This window comes from Bradyrhizobium sp. SSBR45G (assembly GCF_030159255.1).
In the GTDB taxonomy this organism is placed as follows: Bacteria; Pseudomonadota; Alphaproteobacteria; order Rhizobiales; family Xanthobacteraceae; genus Bradyrhizobium.
This window is the reverse complement of the sequence record NZ_BSCT01000041.1, coordinates 1-14207: the sequence shown is the minus strand read 5'-3', so window position 1 is coordinate 14207 and position 14207 is coordinate 1. Positions and strand designations below refer to the sequence as shown.

Annotated in this window: 15 protein-coding genes; 8 read left to right on the top strand and 7 right to left on the bottom strand. The window is 65.8% G+C overall.

The window, feature by feature from the left end; translation table 11 throughout:
• Nucleotides 1-26 precede the first annotated feature (26 nt).
• The 6 genes from modA to QQL87_RS31655 all read right to left on the bottom strand — a co-directional run bounded on the left by modA (nucleotide 27) and on the right by QQL87_RS31655 (nucleotide 5630).
• Nucleotides 27-794 (bottom strand): molybdate ABC transporter substrate-binding protein, encoded by a 768-nt coding sequence (modA, locus tag QQL87_RS31680; RefSeq protein ID WP_284423000.1) that lies wholly within the window; start codon nucleotides 792-794, stop codon nucleotides 27-29.
• A 260-nt stretch (nucleotides 795-1054) separates the two neighbouring features.
• Nucleotides 1055-2620, bottom strand: coding sequence for an amidase family protein (locus QQL87_RS31675; RefSeq protein WP_284422999.1), 1566 nt, complete (start codon nucleotides 2618-2620; stop codon nucleotides 1055-1057).
• Between the two features lie 25 nt (nucleotides 2621-2645).
• Entirely contained in the window at nucleotides 2646-4064 is a 1419-nt protein-coding gene (locus tag QQL87_RS31670; protein WP_284422998.1) for a M20 family metallopeptidase, read from the bottom strand.
• A 333-nt stretch (nucleotides 4065-4397) separates the two neighbouring features.
• Nucleotides 4398-4586, bottom strand: coding sequence for a hypothetical protein (locus QQL87_RS31665; RefSeq protein WP_284422997.1), 189 nt, complete (start codon nucleotides 4584-4586; stop codon nucleotides 4398-4400).
• Nucleotides 4587-4744: 158 nt separating this feature from the next.
• Nucleotides 4745-5179 (bottom strand): DUF2267 domain-containing protein, encoded by a 435-nt coding sequence (locus tag QQL87_RS31660; protein WP_284422996.1) that lies wholly within the window; start codon nucleotides 5177-5179, stop codon nucleotides 4745-4747.
• A 166-nt stretch (nucleotides 5180-5345) separates the two neighbouring features.
• Nucleotides 5346-5630 (bottom strand): hypothetical protein, encoded by a 285-nt coding sequence (locus tag QQL87_RS31655; protein WP_284422995.1) that lies wholly within the window; start codon nucleotides 5628-5630, stop codon nucleotides 5346-5348.
• 215 nt (nucleotides 5631-5845) lie between these two features.
• On the opposite strand from QQL87_RS31655, the gene QQL87_RS31650 reads away from it, so the two are divergent.
• Complete coding sequence (locus QQL87_RS31650; RefSeq protein WP_284422994.1) at nucleotides 5846-6088, top strand: hypothetical protein; 243 nt, start codon at nucleotides 5846-5848, stop codon at nucleotides 6086-6088.
• A 6-nt stretch (nucleotides 6089-6094) separates the two neighbouring features.
• Here the strand turns inward: QQL87_RS31650 and QQL87_RS31645 are convergent, their stop codons facing one another.
• Complete coding sequence (locus QQL87_RS31645; protein WP_284422993.1) at nucleotides 6095-6997, bottom strand: LysR family transcriptional regulator; 903 nt, start codon at nucleotides 6995-6997, stop codon at nucleotides 6095-6097.
• Between the two features lie 170 nt (nucleotides 6998-7167).
• Here QQL87_RS31645 and QQL87_RS31640 point away from each other — a divergent pair, with 170 nt between their 5' ends.
• The 7 genes from QQL87_RS31640 (at nucleotide 7168) to QQL87_RS31610 (ending at nucleotide 13960) form a co-directional block, all read left to right on the top strand.
• Nucleotides 7168-8121, top strand: a complete 954-nt coding sequence (locus QQL87_RS31640) for an N-carbamoyl-D-amino-acid hydrolase (RefSeq protein WP_284422992.1) — start codon at nucleotides 7168-7170, stop codon at nucleotides 8119-8121.
• 10 nt (nucleotides 8122-8131) lie between these two features.
• Nucleotides 8132-8986, top strand: a complete 855-nt coding sequence (locus tag QQL87_RS31635) for an amino acid ABC transporter permease (RefSeq protein ID WP_284422991.1) — start codon at nucleotides 8132-8134, stop codon at nucleotides 8984-8986.
• A complete protein-coding gene (locus QQL87_RS31630) occupies nucleotides 8983-9750 on the top strand; it encodes an amino acid ABC transporter ATP-binding protein (protein WP_284423045.1) in 768 nt (255 codons plus the stop codon). The genes QQL87_RS31635 and QQL87_RS31630 overlap by 4 nt, the downstream gene beginning before the upstream one ends.
• A gap of 4 nt (nucleotides 9751-9754) precedes the next feature.
• Nucleotides 9755-10573, top strand: coding sequence for an ABC transporter substrate-binding protein (locus tag QQL87_RS31625; protein WP_284422990.1), 819 nt, complete (start codon nucleotides 9755-9757; stop codon nucleotides 10571-10573).
• Nucleotides 10560-11453, top strand: a complete 894-nt coding sequence (locus QQL87_RS31620) for a polysaccharide deacetylase family protein (RefSeq protein ID WP_284422989.1) — start codon at nucleotides 10560-10562, stop codon at nucleotides 11451-11453. The genes QQL87_RS31625 and QQL87_RS31620 overlap by 14 nt, the downstream gene beginning before the upstream one ends.
• Nucleotides 11450-12823, top strand: coding sequence for an amidohydrolase family protein (locus QQL87_RS31615; protein WP_284422988.1), 1374 nt, complete (start codon nucleotides 11450-11452; stop codon nucleotides 12821-12823). The genes QQL87_RS31620 and QQL87_RS31615 overlap by 4 nt, the downstream gene beginning before the upstream one ends.
• A 699-nt stretch (nucleotides 12824-13522) precedes the next feature.
• Entirely contained in the window at nucleotides 13523-13960 is a 438-nt protein-coding gene (locus QQL87_RS31610; protein ID WP_284422987.1) for a hypothetical protein, read from the top strand.
• Nucleotides 13961-14207: the final 247 nt, after the last annotated feature.

Below are 14207 nucleotides of genomic sequence, written 5' to 3'. Positions count from 1 at the left end.
CCTTGGCGCTTCATCGATGCGAGAGCTCAGGTGCCCGACTTGGGATCCAGAGCATAGCCGAACTTCTCGATGACGGCACGGGCTTCCGGGCTCTTGAGGAAGGTCAGGAACGCGATGGCCGCCTCGTTGCTGGCGGACGCCTTCAGCAGCACGGCATCCTGACGGATCTCCGTATAGAGACTCTGCGGCACCAGCCAGCGCGAGCCGCCCGCATTCGGCATCAGCTGCGACAGCGCCACGAAGCCCACCTCGGCATTGCCGGTGTCGACGAACTGGAACGCCTGCGAGATGGTGTTGCCCTGGACGATCTTGGGCTGGATCGCCTCATAGAGCTTCAGCGCCTTGAGTGCTTCGATCGCGGCGGCGCCATAGGGGGCGGCGGTCGGATTGGCGATCGACAGCTTGTTGAACGCATTCGCCTTCAGGGTCTCCTCACCCTTGACCATGCTTGGATCCTTGCTCCACAGCACGAGCTTGCCGATCGCATAGGTGAAGCGGCTGTCGGCGACGCCGAGTCCGTCGTCGACCAGCTTCTTCGGCCGCTCGTCGTCAGCGGAGAGCAGGATCGCGAAGGGCGCGTTCTCCTTGATCTGGGTGTAGAACTGCCCGGACGAGCCGAAGCTCAGCACCACTTCGTGTCCGGTCTTGGCCTTGAACAGGCTCGCGATCTCCTTCGCCGGCTCAGTGAAATTGGCGGCGACGGCGACGTTGGCGCTGGCTGCGAACGCATTCGCGACGCTCAATAGGGCAACGGCCGCGCACAGAGCGGCGGTGGCGAAGCGCATCGATCTCATCACATTGTCCTTGTTCATATCCACCTCGAGGGGGCTCGGATCGGTGAATTGCAAGTCCTATTCCGTCGCATCGGCCAGGGCCGAGGTCATGCTATATCCATTCGTATATATCAGAATAGACAGCTCGGCCCGTTCCCGTCAACACGATGGCCGCTTCGTGCCAGCGCGATGCGTGTGAATGTTCGACTTTGGACAATCGATGCGGCGCGGTGTCGCAAACGCGACGGCCCGAGGCGCTTGATCCTCGGGCCGTCGTGAGACTAGGCCATCCGTTCCCAGAGCTGCCGTACCAGCATTCCCGCGCGCTTCTCGATCGCTGCGGCGGCATCGAGCGCGAGGTCCTCGCGGTAGCGGCCGGCGATCAGCTGCACGCCGATCGGCTGCCCATTGTGAACCGCGACCGGCACGACGGCGCCGGGCAGGCCGAGCACGTTGATCGCCGAGATGAAGCGGATCTCGTTGAAGAAGATCTCGCGCACGCGCTCGGCGCTCACCGCATCGTCGCGCGGACCCGGCGTCGGCTTGACCGTGGTCGGCGCCAGCACCACCGGGTACTCCTCGAAGAACAGCTGCCAGGCGCGGATATGCGTCGAACGCTGCGCCGTCGCGTTCATCCAGCCGGCGAGATCAAGGATCTCGGCCTTCGCCCGCATGCCGCCCCAGGCCTTGTGGAAGTCCTCGGAGGTGACGGCCAGCATCTTGGCCTCCTGCATCACGACGACTTCCGTGGTGATGACATCGCACCAGGTCTGCCAAACGCCGGAGATGTCGGGGACCTCGACTTCGCTGACCCGGTAGCCCGAGCGCTCCAGATGATCGGCTGCCTGCCGAAGTGCCGCGTTCACGGCGGGATCGACCTCCATGTCATCCGGGATTTTGGCGAGCGCAACCTTGATCGGCCGCCTCGGTTTCTCGCCTTCGAGCGGGGCCGGCACCCACCAGGGATCGCGCGGATCGCGCCGGCTCATCACGTCGAGCGCCAGCCTCACATCGGCGACGCTGCGCGCCAGCGGGCCCTGCGACGACATCAGATGCGCCAGCATCGGCCGCTCGGTCGCGGCGCTTTCATTATAGGCCGGGATGCGACCCTGCGTCGGCTTGATCGTCACGATGCCGTTGCAATGCGCCGGCCAGCGCAGCGAACCGCCGATGTCGTTGCCGTGCGCGATGGTGCCGATACCTGCTGCAACGGCGCTGCCGGCGCCGCCCGACGAGCCGCCGCAGGTGATCTCCGGATCCCAAGGATTCAACGTCAGTCCGTGCAGCGGGTTGTCGGTGAAGCCGCGGAACGAGAATTCCGGCGTGTTGGTGAGGCCGAGCACGATCGCGCCGGCCTTCCTGAGGTTGCGCACGACGGGCGCGTCCGACGGCGCGATGATGCCCATCTGCGCCGGAACGCCGTTGGGATTCGGCCGTCCCTCGTAGTCGACATTCTCCTTGATCGTCACGGGCACGCCATGCAGCAGGCCGCTCTTGTCGCGCGCCTTGTCGGCCGCGCGCGCCGCCTTCAGGGCGTCCTCGGAGAGATCGACGACGACGGCGTTGAGCTTCGGATTGACCTGATGCATGCGCGCGATATGCGCTTGCGTCACCTCGACCGATGAGATCGCGCCGGAGCGGATCGCGACCGCCGTGTCGACCGCGGACCACTGCCAGACCGGCCCCTTCGGCAGCCGCGGCTTGGGGGCCGCGGCTTTTGGCCGGGTCTTGGACTTTGCGCCGGCGTTCGCCGCCGCCTTCTTCTTGCCCGCCTTGCTCGCGGCCGCACGTGTCGTCTTCGGCTTGGCCGCCTTTGCAGGCGGCCGCTTCGCTGTTGTCTTCGCCACGATCTGATTCCCCCGTTCGTCGTTCTCAGGCCACCGACATCAGCAGCGGCGGCTCGACATCGTCAGGCAGCGGGCTGACATAGGGCGTGCGCGACGTCCGCTTCTTCAGGTCCGCCTTTGCGGCCGCGATCAGTTCCGGCTCGTTGAGCGCCTTGATGCCGAGACCGGCCATCGCCTTGGCGGCCTGAACCATGGCCTTGTGCGCACCCGGGGACTTGCCCTGGGCGACCACCTGCCAGGTGTGGAACGGCGTTCCGATCGCCACCGTCGGTGCATGGACCTGCACGGTCGGCACCACCCAGCTGACGTCGCCCACATCGGTCGAGCCGATCTGCGGATTGCGCTTGGCGTCGAGCGGCACCAGGAAGTCGGCAAGCGGCTTGCTCGTCGGCTCCATGCCGATGCTGTAGTAGACGGATTCGATGTCCTTGTCGGTCAGAGTCCCCTGGATCTGACCGGCGAAGCTCTTGTCGGTCTCGTCGAAATGCGGCGGTCCGAGCTCTTCCATGATGCCGTACAGCGCCTCTTCGAGCGGTGTGTTGGGGAGAATGTTCGAGACCGCGGAGATGATCTTCATCTCGACCTTGGTCTCGGTCATCATCGCGGCACCTTGCGCGATCTTGTGCACGCGCCCGACCAGTTCGTTCATGCCGGGCAGGTCGCGGGCGCGGATCGAGTAGCGTACGCGCGCATGCGCCTGAACGACGTTGGGCGCGATGCCGCCGGTGTCGAGCAGCGCGTAGTGCACGCGGGCATCGCTCGGCATGTGCTCGCGCATGTAGTTGACGCCGACATTCATCAGCTCGACGGCGTCGAGCGCGCTGCGGCCGAGATGCGGCGAGGCCGCGGCGTGCGACGTGCGGCCGGTGAAGATGAAGTCGGCGCGGGTGTTGGCGAGCGACGGCGTCATCACCACTTCCCAGAAGCTCGACGGGTGCCAGGTGATGGCGATGTCGGCATCCTCGAATGCGCCGGAGCGGACCATGAAGGCCTTCGCCGCGCCGCCCTCTTCGGCCGGGCAGCCGTAGTAGCGCACGCGCCCCGGCACCTTGTTGGCCGCGAGCCAGTCTTTCACGGCGGTGGCGGCGAGCAATGCAGCCGAGCCCAGGAGATTGTGACCGCAGCCGTGGCCATGGCCTCCGGTCTCGATGGGACGGTGCTCGGCGACGCCGGCTTCCTGGCTGAGGCCGGGCAGCGCGTCGTATTCGCCCATGAACGCGATCACCGGACCGCCGTCGCCCCACTCGCCCATCAGCGCGGTGGGGATACCGGCAACTTTTTCGGTGATTCGAAAACCCTGATGCTTCAGCTCGGCGAGATGTTCGGCAGATGAGCGGGCCTCGGTGTAGCAGACCTCGGGCATGCCCCACACCCGGTTGCTGAGCTCGATGAAACGGGTCTTGATCGCGTCGACGCCGCGCCAGATCTCGCTGCGGTTATCCATCTCCGGTCCTTGTCCTCTGCTGCCGATAGGAAGCCGCTATGGTTATCAGCTAAGTTCCACCGCGCCTAGCGATCCCCGGCGGGAGCAGCCATGCGGCCCGTGCCAAGTCGCGGGGCGCGCGCGTCATCCGTTGGGCAGATGATGCCGCGATTGAATGCAGTGCGGTGCTTTCGGCGGCGCAACGTGATGGCGGCGGCCGGGGACGTCTCATATTTCGGAACAGTCGCTCCGGATTGCGCGGGCGCCGGAGATGGCGCTGCTCGTCCGTCCCAATTGCTTAGGCGAGGCGCTTCGGCCGCAGCTAGGGCCGACGATCGTTGCTATTGGACGGTCTCAAGCCGGGCGTGGCGGGTGCTGCGTGCGCGGGTGACGGTCATGCAACAATTTCGCAAGGCTGTGGCGCAGATCGTCGTGCTCGCGGACTGCGGTCTCGAACAACGCTTCCTGGATATCGCGCGGCATGTCGCCCCAGACGCTGATGGCAGCGGCGCCGAGCAGTTCGGCAAATCGGTTCTCGTCCATGAGGCATCTCCCGACAAGGTGACGTTCGGGGATGGCGAAGGTTCCAAAGCCTGCGGCGGCCCGGTGACGGCAGGGCCCGCAATCGCGACGGAGCGCGATCGCGATTGGGCCCCGTGTCCCACCGATGGGCCTGCCGCAGTGCTCCGGACGTCAGCCGCTCACGTCGCCGGCTCGCGCAGATTCCGCAATGGCACCGGCAGATGGCCCATCAGCTTGTCGAACTCGCCGGGGTCGAGCTTCTCCCAGAGGATTTCGAAGATGCCGCGCGCCGCCCTGAGCGGATCGACCGGGAATTGCGGCGGCAGCTGGCGGAAGATGTCGTCGACGAATTCTTCGAGATGGCGGTCCTTGGTCGGCGTCGCCGCGTGATGCCAGCCTTCGTAGTAGATGCCGCGGATGAGCATCGGCAGCTGGGCGCCCAGGTTCACTGCGGTGGCCAGCGGCACGCGGTCACGCAGCACATGCAGGACGGCGCGCAGCGCGTTGTAGGCCTGCTGCCGGCTTGCCAGCGCCAGCCTCTGCTCGATCGCCTTCAGCCAGATGTTGGTTTCCTGGACGGTGTGATCCAGGGCCGTCACGCCGATCTCGCTCATATGATTCTCCATGACAATGCACAGGACCGTTCGCGGGACGCCGAACGAGGCAACAGAAACGCGTGATTCGCTTGGACGTTGGTCGAATAGGTGGCGCCCCCGCCTCGACGATGTTGATCTGCATCAACGTCACGCCATTATGCGCGCCTGAGAGGTAAACAACGGGTCAATCGCCCGCGTCGGCGCGTGTCGCCGCCGCAAGGGATACCAGCGGAACCGATCTTACCCGGCCCCTTGCGCTGGCGGCGCGATGGCATCGCACGCAGATCGTGCGGCCCGTGATCACCAGCTTCACCTGCGAAAACACCAGGACGGCCTGTTGCTGCGCGCTCGCGCCCGAGGCTTGCAAGACGTGCCCCTTGTTCGAAAACGAGGGGCGCAGGAAAGGCCGGAACTCGCCGCCCGCAGTGGTTTGTTTTCGACCGACGGGCACGACGGGCAATTCGCGCATGCGGCCATGTTGTTTAGCAGGCGTGATTCGGTGCGACACCCTCGAGTGATCGTGCGGCATTGGCACGCTGCCCGGTTGAACCGTTATCGCTCCGCTTGTGCAGAACGCGTCTTCGCTTGCTCCGCGCGACAGACTCACCTTACATCGGAGTCGTTCGAGGCGGAGAGATCACGCACTCGGCGCTCCCTCAACTCACGAATCGACGTCGGCTCGCAATGCTCAAGTCTGCCCAAGAGAAGTCTGTTCACAACAAGCCTGCTCAAGACAAATCCGGCAACGACCTGCCGCTGACCGGCTACGCCGTCGTGGTCGATGGTCAGATCAAGACCGAGTTCAAGACCAAGGAGGGTGCGCATAACGGTGCGCATGATCTCAAGCGACGCTTCCCGATGCTGCAGATCAAGGTGTACGACGCGGAGACGAAGCAGACGCATGATATCGAGCTGGCCCGGGCGTGATCGGCGCTACAAGGGGCAATCGCTGCTAACGAGACTCCGGCTCGCATTCCGCAACTCGCCGCGAAACGTCTTCGCCAGATTCGATAGCGGCCGTGCTTCCGACCACAGCACATAGGCGGAGACCGTCGTGCTCGGCGTGAACGGGCGGACCACGAGATCGTGGCCGCCCTGGCGCGGTGAGAACGGATCGACCACAGCGACGCCGACGCCGGTGGCGGCGAGCACGCAGGCCGTGTTGCAATAGCGGACCTCGACGGTCGGCTGGAAATCCGCATCGGCCTCGCGAAAGCTGTCGCGCACGGCCTCGCCGAGCCGCGTGCCGCGCTCCAGCCCGATCAGCGGGAAACCGGCGAGATCCCGCGCCGAAATCACCTCGCGGTCCGCCAGCGGATGCTGCGGCGGCATCACACACACCATCTCGCCGGTGTGCACGACCTCATGGGCGATGCCGGGATGATCGGACAGGCCGAGCGCGAAGCCGAGCTCGGCAACATTGCCGAGCACGCCCTCGATGACGCCCTCATAGCGCCGGACGTCGAAGAACATCCGCGTCTGCGGCCGCCGTCGCAGGAAGCCCGACAAGGTCGGCGGAATGATGCTGTAGGCGAGCGGCGGCGTGGCGACGATCGACAGATGGCCGGTCTTCTGCTCGCGCAGGTCGCGCACGCGATTTTCCAGGCGCGCATGCAGGGTGAAGATCGCCTCGCTCTCCTCGTACAGCGTCATCGCCTCCGGTGTCGGAAACAGCCGGTTGTTGACGCGCTCGAACAGCGTGAAGCCGGCCTGCGCCTCCATCGCCTTCAGCGCGTTGCTGATCGCCGGCTGCGACAGCGCCAGTTCCTCGGCCGCGGCGACGGTGGTGTGATGGCGGATGACGGCCCGCAGGATCTCCAGCTGGCGCAGGTTCATGTGAACGCCCTATAAGCCCGGGTGATGGTCTCGGCCAAAATATCATAGCGCAGGCCGGCATCGGCAGATTGCAATTCCCGCGCCGCTTTCGCCTAATGAGCCCTTGTTTCGGTGCGCGCATCCAGGCGAGTTTCGCCTGATCATTCGGCATGGCGCACAGATCGGAGGCAATGTTGAGCCGTCAATTCCGCGCCGCCGCCGCCCAGATGGGACCGACCCAGCGCGCCGACAGTCGGGCGCACACGCTGTCCCGCCTGATAGAACTCCTGGAGCAGGCCGCTCGCCAGGGCGCCAAGCTGGTGGTGTTTCCCGAGCTCGCCTTCACGACCTTCTTTCCACGCTGGGTTCTCGAGGGCGACGCGCTCGACAGCTATTTCGAGCGGTCGATGCCGAACCCGTCCGTCGCCGCGCTGTTCGATCGCGCGCGCACGCTGAGGGTCGGTTTCTATGTCGGCTATGCCGAGCTGACGCCGGACGGGCGGCGCTTCAACAGCTCGATCCTGGTCGATCCCGATGGTGAGATCATCAGCAAGTACCGCAAGGTTCATCTCCCGGGCTCGGTCGAGCCGCGCGAGGGCGCCAAGTACCAGCAGCTGGAGAAGCGCTATTTCGGTTACGGTGATCTCGGCTTTCCCGCGGTGCGCGCTGGCGGTGACTGGGGCGGCGCCATCATGGGCATGATGATCTGCAACGACCGCCGCTGGCCGGAATCCTGGCGGGTGCTCGGGATGCAGGGCGTCGAGCTGGTCTGCGTCGGCTACAACTCCGCGGCCTATGATCCGAACGGCGGCACCACCGAGGATGCGTCGCTGCGCACCTTTCACTCCACCTTGGTCGCGCAGGCCAATGCCTACATGAACGCGACCTGGGCGATCGCGGTGGCCAAGGCGGGCGACGAGGATGGCAGCGGGCTGATCGGCGGCTCCTGCATCGTCGATCCCAATGGCGTCATCGTCGCGCAGGCGACGACGCTCGCGGATGAAGTCATCGTTGCCGACATCGATCTCGATCTGTGTCGCCAGGGCAAGGATAAGATGTTCAACTTCGCCGCACACCGCCGGCCCGATCAGTACAGGGTCATCACCGAGCGCGCCGGCGTCGTCGAGCCGGTCGCGATCGATTAGCGGAGCCGCGATGAGCCGCAGCGAGACACTGGCCGACGGCTTCCCGGATCTCTCCGGGCATAAGATTGCGCGCGAGGCGTATTGGGGCCGCTGGCTGACGGCTGCGATCATCGTCGTCATTCTCCTCGCGATCGGCCGCGCCTTCGCGCGCGGCCAGATCGAGTGGGTGTTCGTCGAGCGCTTCATCACCGCGCCAGTGATCCTGCGCGGCATCGTCAACACCATGATCATGGCGGCGGCGGCGATGGCCTTGGGCATCGCGCTCGGCGTCGTCGTCGCGATCATGCGGCTGTCGCCCAATCCGGTGCTGCGGTCGGTCGCAGGCGGGTACACGTGGCTGTTCCGCGGCACGCCGCTGATCCTGCAGCTGCTGCTGTGGTTCAACCTGGCGCTGGTGTTCCCGACCATCGGCATCCCCGGCCTGTGGAGCGCGCGCGCCGTCGACGTGATGACGCCGTTCCTGGCGGCGCTGCTCGGCCTCGGCATCAACCAGGGTGCGTACACCTCGGAGGTGATGCGTGCCGGGCTGCTGTCGGTCGACATCGGCCAATACGAGGCGGCGCAGGCGATCGGCATGAACAGGCTGCAGGCGCTGCGCCGGATCATCCTGCCGCAGGCGATGCGGGTGGTGATCCCGCCGCTCGGCAACGAGTTCATCGGCCTGGTCAAGGCCACCTCGCTCGCCAGCGTGATCCAGTATCCGGAGGTGCTGCACTCCGCCGAGAACATCTACTACGCCAACTCCCGTGTCATCGAGCTGCTGATCGTCGCCGGACTCTGGTATCTACTTGTGGTGTCAATCCTGACGCCGCTGCAGATGCTGCTCGAACGCCGCTTTGCCCGCGGCATCGCGCGGGGCCGCTGATGAGGCCGCTGGTCGCGATCCGCCAAGTCAGCAAGCGTTTTGGCGAATTCCAGGCGCTGAAGCAGGTCTCGCTCGACGTGTTCGAAGGCGAGGTGGTCTGCCTGATCGGGCAGTCCGGCTCCGGCAAGACCACGTTGCTCCGCTGCGTCAACCAGCTCACCAGCGCCGACAGCGGTGGCATCTGGCTCGATGGCGAGCTGCTCGGCTTTCGCGAGCAGGATGGCCGGCTGCATCGGCTGTCCGAGCGCGAGATCGCGCGGCAGCGGCTCGCCTGCGGCATGGTGTTCCAGCGCTTCAACCTGTTTCCGCACATGACGGCGCTGGAGAACGTCATCGAGGGCCCGGTGCAGGTGCAGAGGCGTGCCGTTGCCGAGGCGAAGGACGAGGCCATGGCGCTCCTGCGCCGCGTTGGCCTTGCCGACAAGGCCGGCTCCTATCCGTCGCAATTGTCCGGCGGCCAGCAACAGCGCGTCGCCATTGCACGCGCGCTCGCCATGAAGCCGAAGCTCGTGCTGTTCGACGAGCCGACCTCGGCGCTCGATCCGGAGCTGGTCGGCGAGGTGCTCGGCGTCATGAGAGAGCTCGCGACATCCGGCATGACGATGCTGGTGGTCACGCATGAGCTCGGCTTCGCGCGCGAAGTCGCCGACCGCGTGGTCTATATGGACCAGGGCGTCATCGTGGAGAGCGGTCCGGCCGGCGAGGTGCTGCGTGCGCCGCGCGAGGCGAGGACGAAAGCATTTCTGGCAGCTGAAGTGGGGTGAGATCATGGACTTCAAGTCAATCATGTTAGCCGCCGTCGTGAGCACGGCCATGGTGGGCGGGGCAGCCGCCGCCGAGCCGCCGGCCGATATCAAGCAGAACGGGTTGCGTATCGCCGTCGTGCCGAACTATCCGCCGATGGAGTTCAAGGATCCGGCCACCGCCACGCTGACCGGCTTCGACGTCGAACTCGGCGAGGCGCTGGCCAAGAAGCTGGGCGTCAAGGCCGTGTGGCAGGAGACCAGCTTCGACCAGCTGATGCCCGGCCTTGCCACGCAGCGCTTCGACATCATCCTCACCGGCATGACCGACTACAAGAGCCGGCAGGAGACTGCGACCTTCATCGACTATCTGCGCAGCGGCCCGCGCTTCTTCGTGCAGGCCTCGCGCGCGGCCGAGTTCAAGGAGCCGGCGGCGCTGTGCGGCAAGAAGGTCGGCGCGTCCAGGCGCACGATGTTCCCGAAGGACATCGCCGCCTGGAGCGAGAAGAACTGCGGCGCGAGCGGAATCGAGTTCGTCGGCACCGAAGGCTCGGCCGATGCGCGCACGCAGCTCAAGCAGGGCCGCATCGACGCCGCCGTGCAGGGCAACGAGACCTTGCCCTACATCATGGACCTCGAGCCGAACACCTATGTTCCGGTCGGCACGCCGATCGCGTATCAATATACGGGGCTGGCAACGCCGGTGAAGGCGGAGGAGCTGCGCGAGGCGCTGCGCGGCGCGCTGGAGGCGCTGGTCGCCGACGGCAGCTACACGGCGCTGCTGGCGAAGTGGAAGCTCAGCGACAACGGAATCGAGAAGGTGCTGATCAATGCCGGACAGTAAGGCGCTCGCGGGCATTCCCCTCATTCCCTCCAACACGGCGCCGCCGGCGCCGGACTATCCCTGGCCTGCGCCGTACAAGGCGGCGATGTTCCTGTCGTTCGACATCGACGCCGAGAGTGCCTGGACATCGAAGGATCCGGCGCATGCCGCGCGCCTGGTGACGATGAGTTTCGGTGGCTTCGAGGCCCGCGTCGGCACCCCGAAGCTGCTCGAGCTGCTCGCCGACCTCGATCTCAAGGCGACGTTCTTCATCACCGGATGGGCGGTCGATGCGCATCCGGCCATGGCGGAAGCCGTGCTGAAGGCGGGCCATGAGATCGGCCATCACGGCTATCACCATCTGCTGCCCGATCCCGGCGATCCCTTCATCATCGAGGAGATCGAGCGCGGCTTCGAGACGCTTCAGCGCCGGCTCGGAGTCCGGCCCATCGGCTATCGCGCGCCGTTCGGCGAGTTCTGCGAGGAGCTGCGGGTAGCGCTCGTGCGCCAGGGCATCGTCTACACCTCGTCGTTCCGCGACGACGTCCGCCCCTATCGCCACCGTCTCGCCGACGGCAAGCCGGGCACGATCGAGATCCCGGTGACCGCGAGCTATGACGACTGGATGCACGGCCTGTCGGCGCGCTTCTCGCCGCGGTCGATCTTCCCAAGGGAGCACGTGCTCTCGATGTGGAAGGACGAGCTCGACGAGGTCCGCGACTGGGGCGCCATGGTCACCACCGTGCTGCATCCGCAGGTCTCCGGGCGGCCGATGCGCTTCCGGCTGCTGCGCGAGTTCCTGACCTATGCCAAGTCGTGCCAGGACGTCTGGATCACGACTGGGGCTGAGATTGCCGCGAACTATCAGCATCACGAGGCGGCGGAAGCGAAGGGCGCATGAGCACGACCGCGATCTTCGGCAGCTATGTGCTGACGCGCAAGGACGGTGCGCAGGACGTGCTGCGCGATCACTGGGTGCTTGTCGAGGGCAGTCGTATCGCCGCGGTCACGCCGAGCAGGCCGGCGGCCGACGAGGTGTTCGACCGTCCCGGCCGCTTCGTGCTGCCGGGCCTCTTGAACCTGCACAACCACATCTTCAGCGAGGCCATCGCGCGCACCCTGACCGAGGACGGCAACGGCCGCCGCAACAACAAGAGCATCGTCTACACGGTGCTCTTGCCGCTCTCCAAGCGTGGCGCTGAGATCCTGACGCCTGAGGAGCGGCTCGCGATCGGCCGCATGGGCGTGCTGCAGCTCTTGAAGGGCGGTGCGACCACGGTGATGGAGCCGTTCCGCAACACGATCCCCGAGCTGTTCGACGCGGCCAGCGAAATGGGTTTGCGCTTCTATGGCGCGCCCTATCTGTTCTCGACGTCGGATGCCAAGGCGGATGCCTCGGGTGTCGTGCATTATGCCGGCGATGACGGCGAGGCCGACATGGCGATCTGGAACGCGCTGCATCAGCGTTGGCACGGGCAGGGCGATGGCCGCATTCGTCTCGCGATGAGCCCGCATGCGACCGACACCTGCGGTCCTGACCTGCTGCGCGCGGCCGCAAGCCGGGCGCGCGAGCTCGACGTTCCCATCACGACGCACATGGCGCAGAGCGCAGGCGAGGTCGCGACCATCGCGCAGCGTTACGGCGGCCGAACGCCGGCCGAATATCTCGACTGGCTCGGCCTGCTCGGTCCCGACCTCCTCGCCGCGCATTGCCATGCCTCGACCGATGCGGACCTCGCGCTGATGGCAGCGCGCGGCGCCGGTGTGCTGAACTGCCCGCGGGTGTTCGCCCGCGCCGGCGTCACCGCCGCGTTCGGCCGCTTCGCCGCGCATGGCGTGCGCACGGCGGTCGGCACGGACGGCTACAACATGGACCTGCTCGGCGAGCTCAACGCGGCATCGTTGATTTCCAAGATCGCGCTCGGCAGCGCCGAGACGGCGAGCGCGCCGGAGCTGATCGACGCGGTCACCTCGACCGCGGCCGCGATGATCAAGCGCGACGATCTCGGCGTGATCGCGCCGGGCGCGACCGCCGATCTCACCATCGTCGACATGACCCATCCGCATCTCCAGCCGTTGCACGATCCCCGCCGCGGCCTGATCGCGCTCGCCAACCGCGCCAACATCGACCAGGTGATGGTCGACGGCCGGCTGCTGATCCACGACGGGCGCTATCTGCATGACGACGAGGCGGCGATCACGGCGGCAGGCGCGGCGGCGATCGAAAAGATCTGGGCGCTGCCGGAGGCGCAGGCTGCGTTCGCGGGCTGAACGCAGGCCTCGGTGCTTCATCTCATCGAGCCTTGTCAAACAACTGGGCATACCGCGTCGTTGCCGCGGCACTGAGTGTGCCCGGGTGATGCTGCAGTTTCGCCCTCTCAATTGATGAGGGCGCAGGGAAGGCCGGGTGCCGATCGCACCCATGGTCCGCGTGCAGAAAAAAAGCACGCGGCAGAACCACAGGTACGGACCGGAGCATCCGGCCTTCCCTGCGCGATGGTTTACGGGCTTATACGCGCTCTCCCCGGTGCCCGGCTTGTTGGCCACCGTCATCGGCACGATGCATGGCAACGGCCGATTTGATACCAGCTTCGGGATATCAGGACCACGCGACTTCGCCGTCCGCAGAACACCGCTCGTCCGCGCAAGCGCTTTACGATGCTCCGACGTCCACCGCATTGCCGATCCAACGTTTCGTGACGACGCGTACGCCCCTCATCCGGACCGGAACGGGGGGAGCATAGATCAGGTATTCTGATTTGCGGAAATGATTTATTTTTCCCGGAAGGTCTTGAAATCGGACTTGTCGTTGAACCTGCTAGCGAAAACAGCTTTTCGGCGCACGGCAACGTCGTTGGTCCACGAGGCAATGTCGGTGCCGGCGCACCGTAGATTCCGCCCGTCGGGCAAATCAGTGTATGTGGACGAGGCGCTTGCCTCTCGCTGGGCATCGCGTCGCTTGAGGCTGCAATGAGCACTGAACGCTATTTCGAAGGACAGATCGACATGCTGCTCGCGGATGGCTCGCGGGTGCGCGCCATGGTGACGGCGGACGAAATCATGACCGAGGGACGGGAGGTCTACTGCATCTCGCTTGTTCAGGGCAGCGAGGTCGAGACGGCGCAGTCCGACGTCGACTTCTTCGAAGCCTTGATCGAACTCAGGCTGGAGTTGGAAAAGCGCGGCGCGCTGCTGTGCTGCTTCGGTGCGAGCGAGAACGTCTATCCGTCGGGAATGCAGCGCGACATGGGACCGGCGATCCTAGCCTACAAGATGCGTCTCGGCGAGCCGAGTCGGACGAAGGACATGGTCAACATCTTCCAGGCCGACGAGACGGTGGTGCCCGCCACGGTGGAGCAGCAGGCGCGCTTTCATCGGCAGTGGGCCGATGGCTTCAGGCGGCGATGATCAGGCGGCATCGGGGCCTCATGGTTCGAGACGCGTCGCAAGGGCGACGCTCTTCACCATGAGGAGGGACAGCCGGGATCGGCACTGCACATTGGCCACGAGGTCGCTGCCGGCTTCCGACAGCAACTTCATAGAGAGGGGCTGGGCTCTCGCATATGGCGTCTTCCGTATTGCGCTCGTCTGTTTCCACGCCGTCATGGCCGGGCTTGTCCCACGGCTGTCCGGTTGAGGCTTTTAACATATACTG

Excerpts from the sequence above, each read along its gene's own strand:
- modA (WP_284423000.1), bottom strand. The coding sequence starts at position 794 with ATGAGATCGATGCGCTTCGCCACCGCCGCTCTGTGCGCGGCCGTTGCC.
- QQL87_RS31670 (WP_284422998.1), bottom strand. The coding sequence starts at position 4,064 with ATGGATAACCGCAGCGAGATCTGGCGCGGCGTCGACGCGATCAAGACC.
- QQL87_RS31665 (WP_284422997.1), bottom strand. The coding sequence starts at position 4,586 with ATGGACGAGAACCGATTTGCCGAACTGCTCGGCGCCGCTGCCATCAGC.
- QQL87_RS31660 (WP_284422996.1), bottom strand. The coding sequence starts at position 5,179 with ATGAGCGAGATCGGCGTGACGGCCCTGGATCACACCGTCCAGGAAACC.
- QQL87_RS31655 (WP_284422995.1), bottom strand. The coding sequence starts at position 5,630 with ATGCGCGAATTGCCCGTCGTGCCCGTCGGTCGAAAACAAACCACTGCG.
- QQL87_RS31650 (WP_284422994.1), top strand. The coding sequence starts at position 5,846 with ATGCTCAAGTCTGCCCAAGAGAAGTCTGTTCACAACAAGCCTGCTCAA.
- QQL87_RS31645 (WP_284422993.1), bottom strand. The coding sequence starts at position 6,997 with ATGAACCTGCGCCAGCTGGAGATCCTGCGGGCCGTCATCCGCCATCAC.
- QQL87_RS31640 (WP_284422992.1), top strand. The coding sequence starts at position 7,168 with ATGTTGAGCCGTCAATTCCGCGCCGCCGCCGCCCAGATGGGACCGACC.
- QQL87_RS31635 (WP_284422991.1), top strand. The coding sequence starts at position 8,132 with ATGAGCCGCAGCGAGACACTGGCCGACGGCTTCCCGGATCTCTCCGGG.
- QQL87_RS31625 (WP_284422990.1), top strand. The coding sequence starts at position 9,755 with ATGGACTTCAAGTCAATCATGTTAGCCGCCGTCGTGAGCACGGCCATG.
- QQL87_RS31620 (WP_284422989.1), top strand. The coding sequence starts at position 10,560 with ATGCCGGACAGTAAGGCGCTCGCGGGCATTCCCCTCATTCCCTCCAAC.
- QQL87_RS31615 (WP_284422988.1), top strand. The coding sequence starts at position 11,450 with ATGAGCACGACCGCGATCTTCGGCAGCTATGTGCTGACGCGCAAGGAC.
- QQL87_RS31610 (WP_284422987.1), top strand. The coding sequence starts at position 13,523 with ATGAGCACTGAACGCTATTTCGAAGGACAGATCGACATGCTGCTCGCG.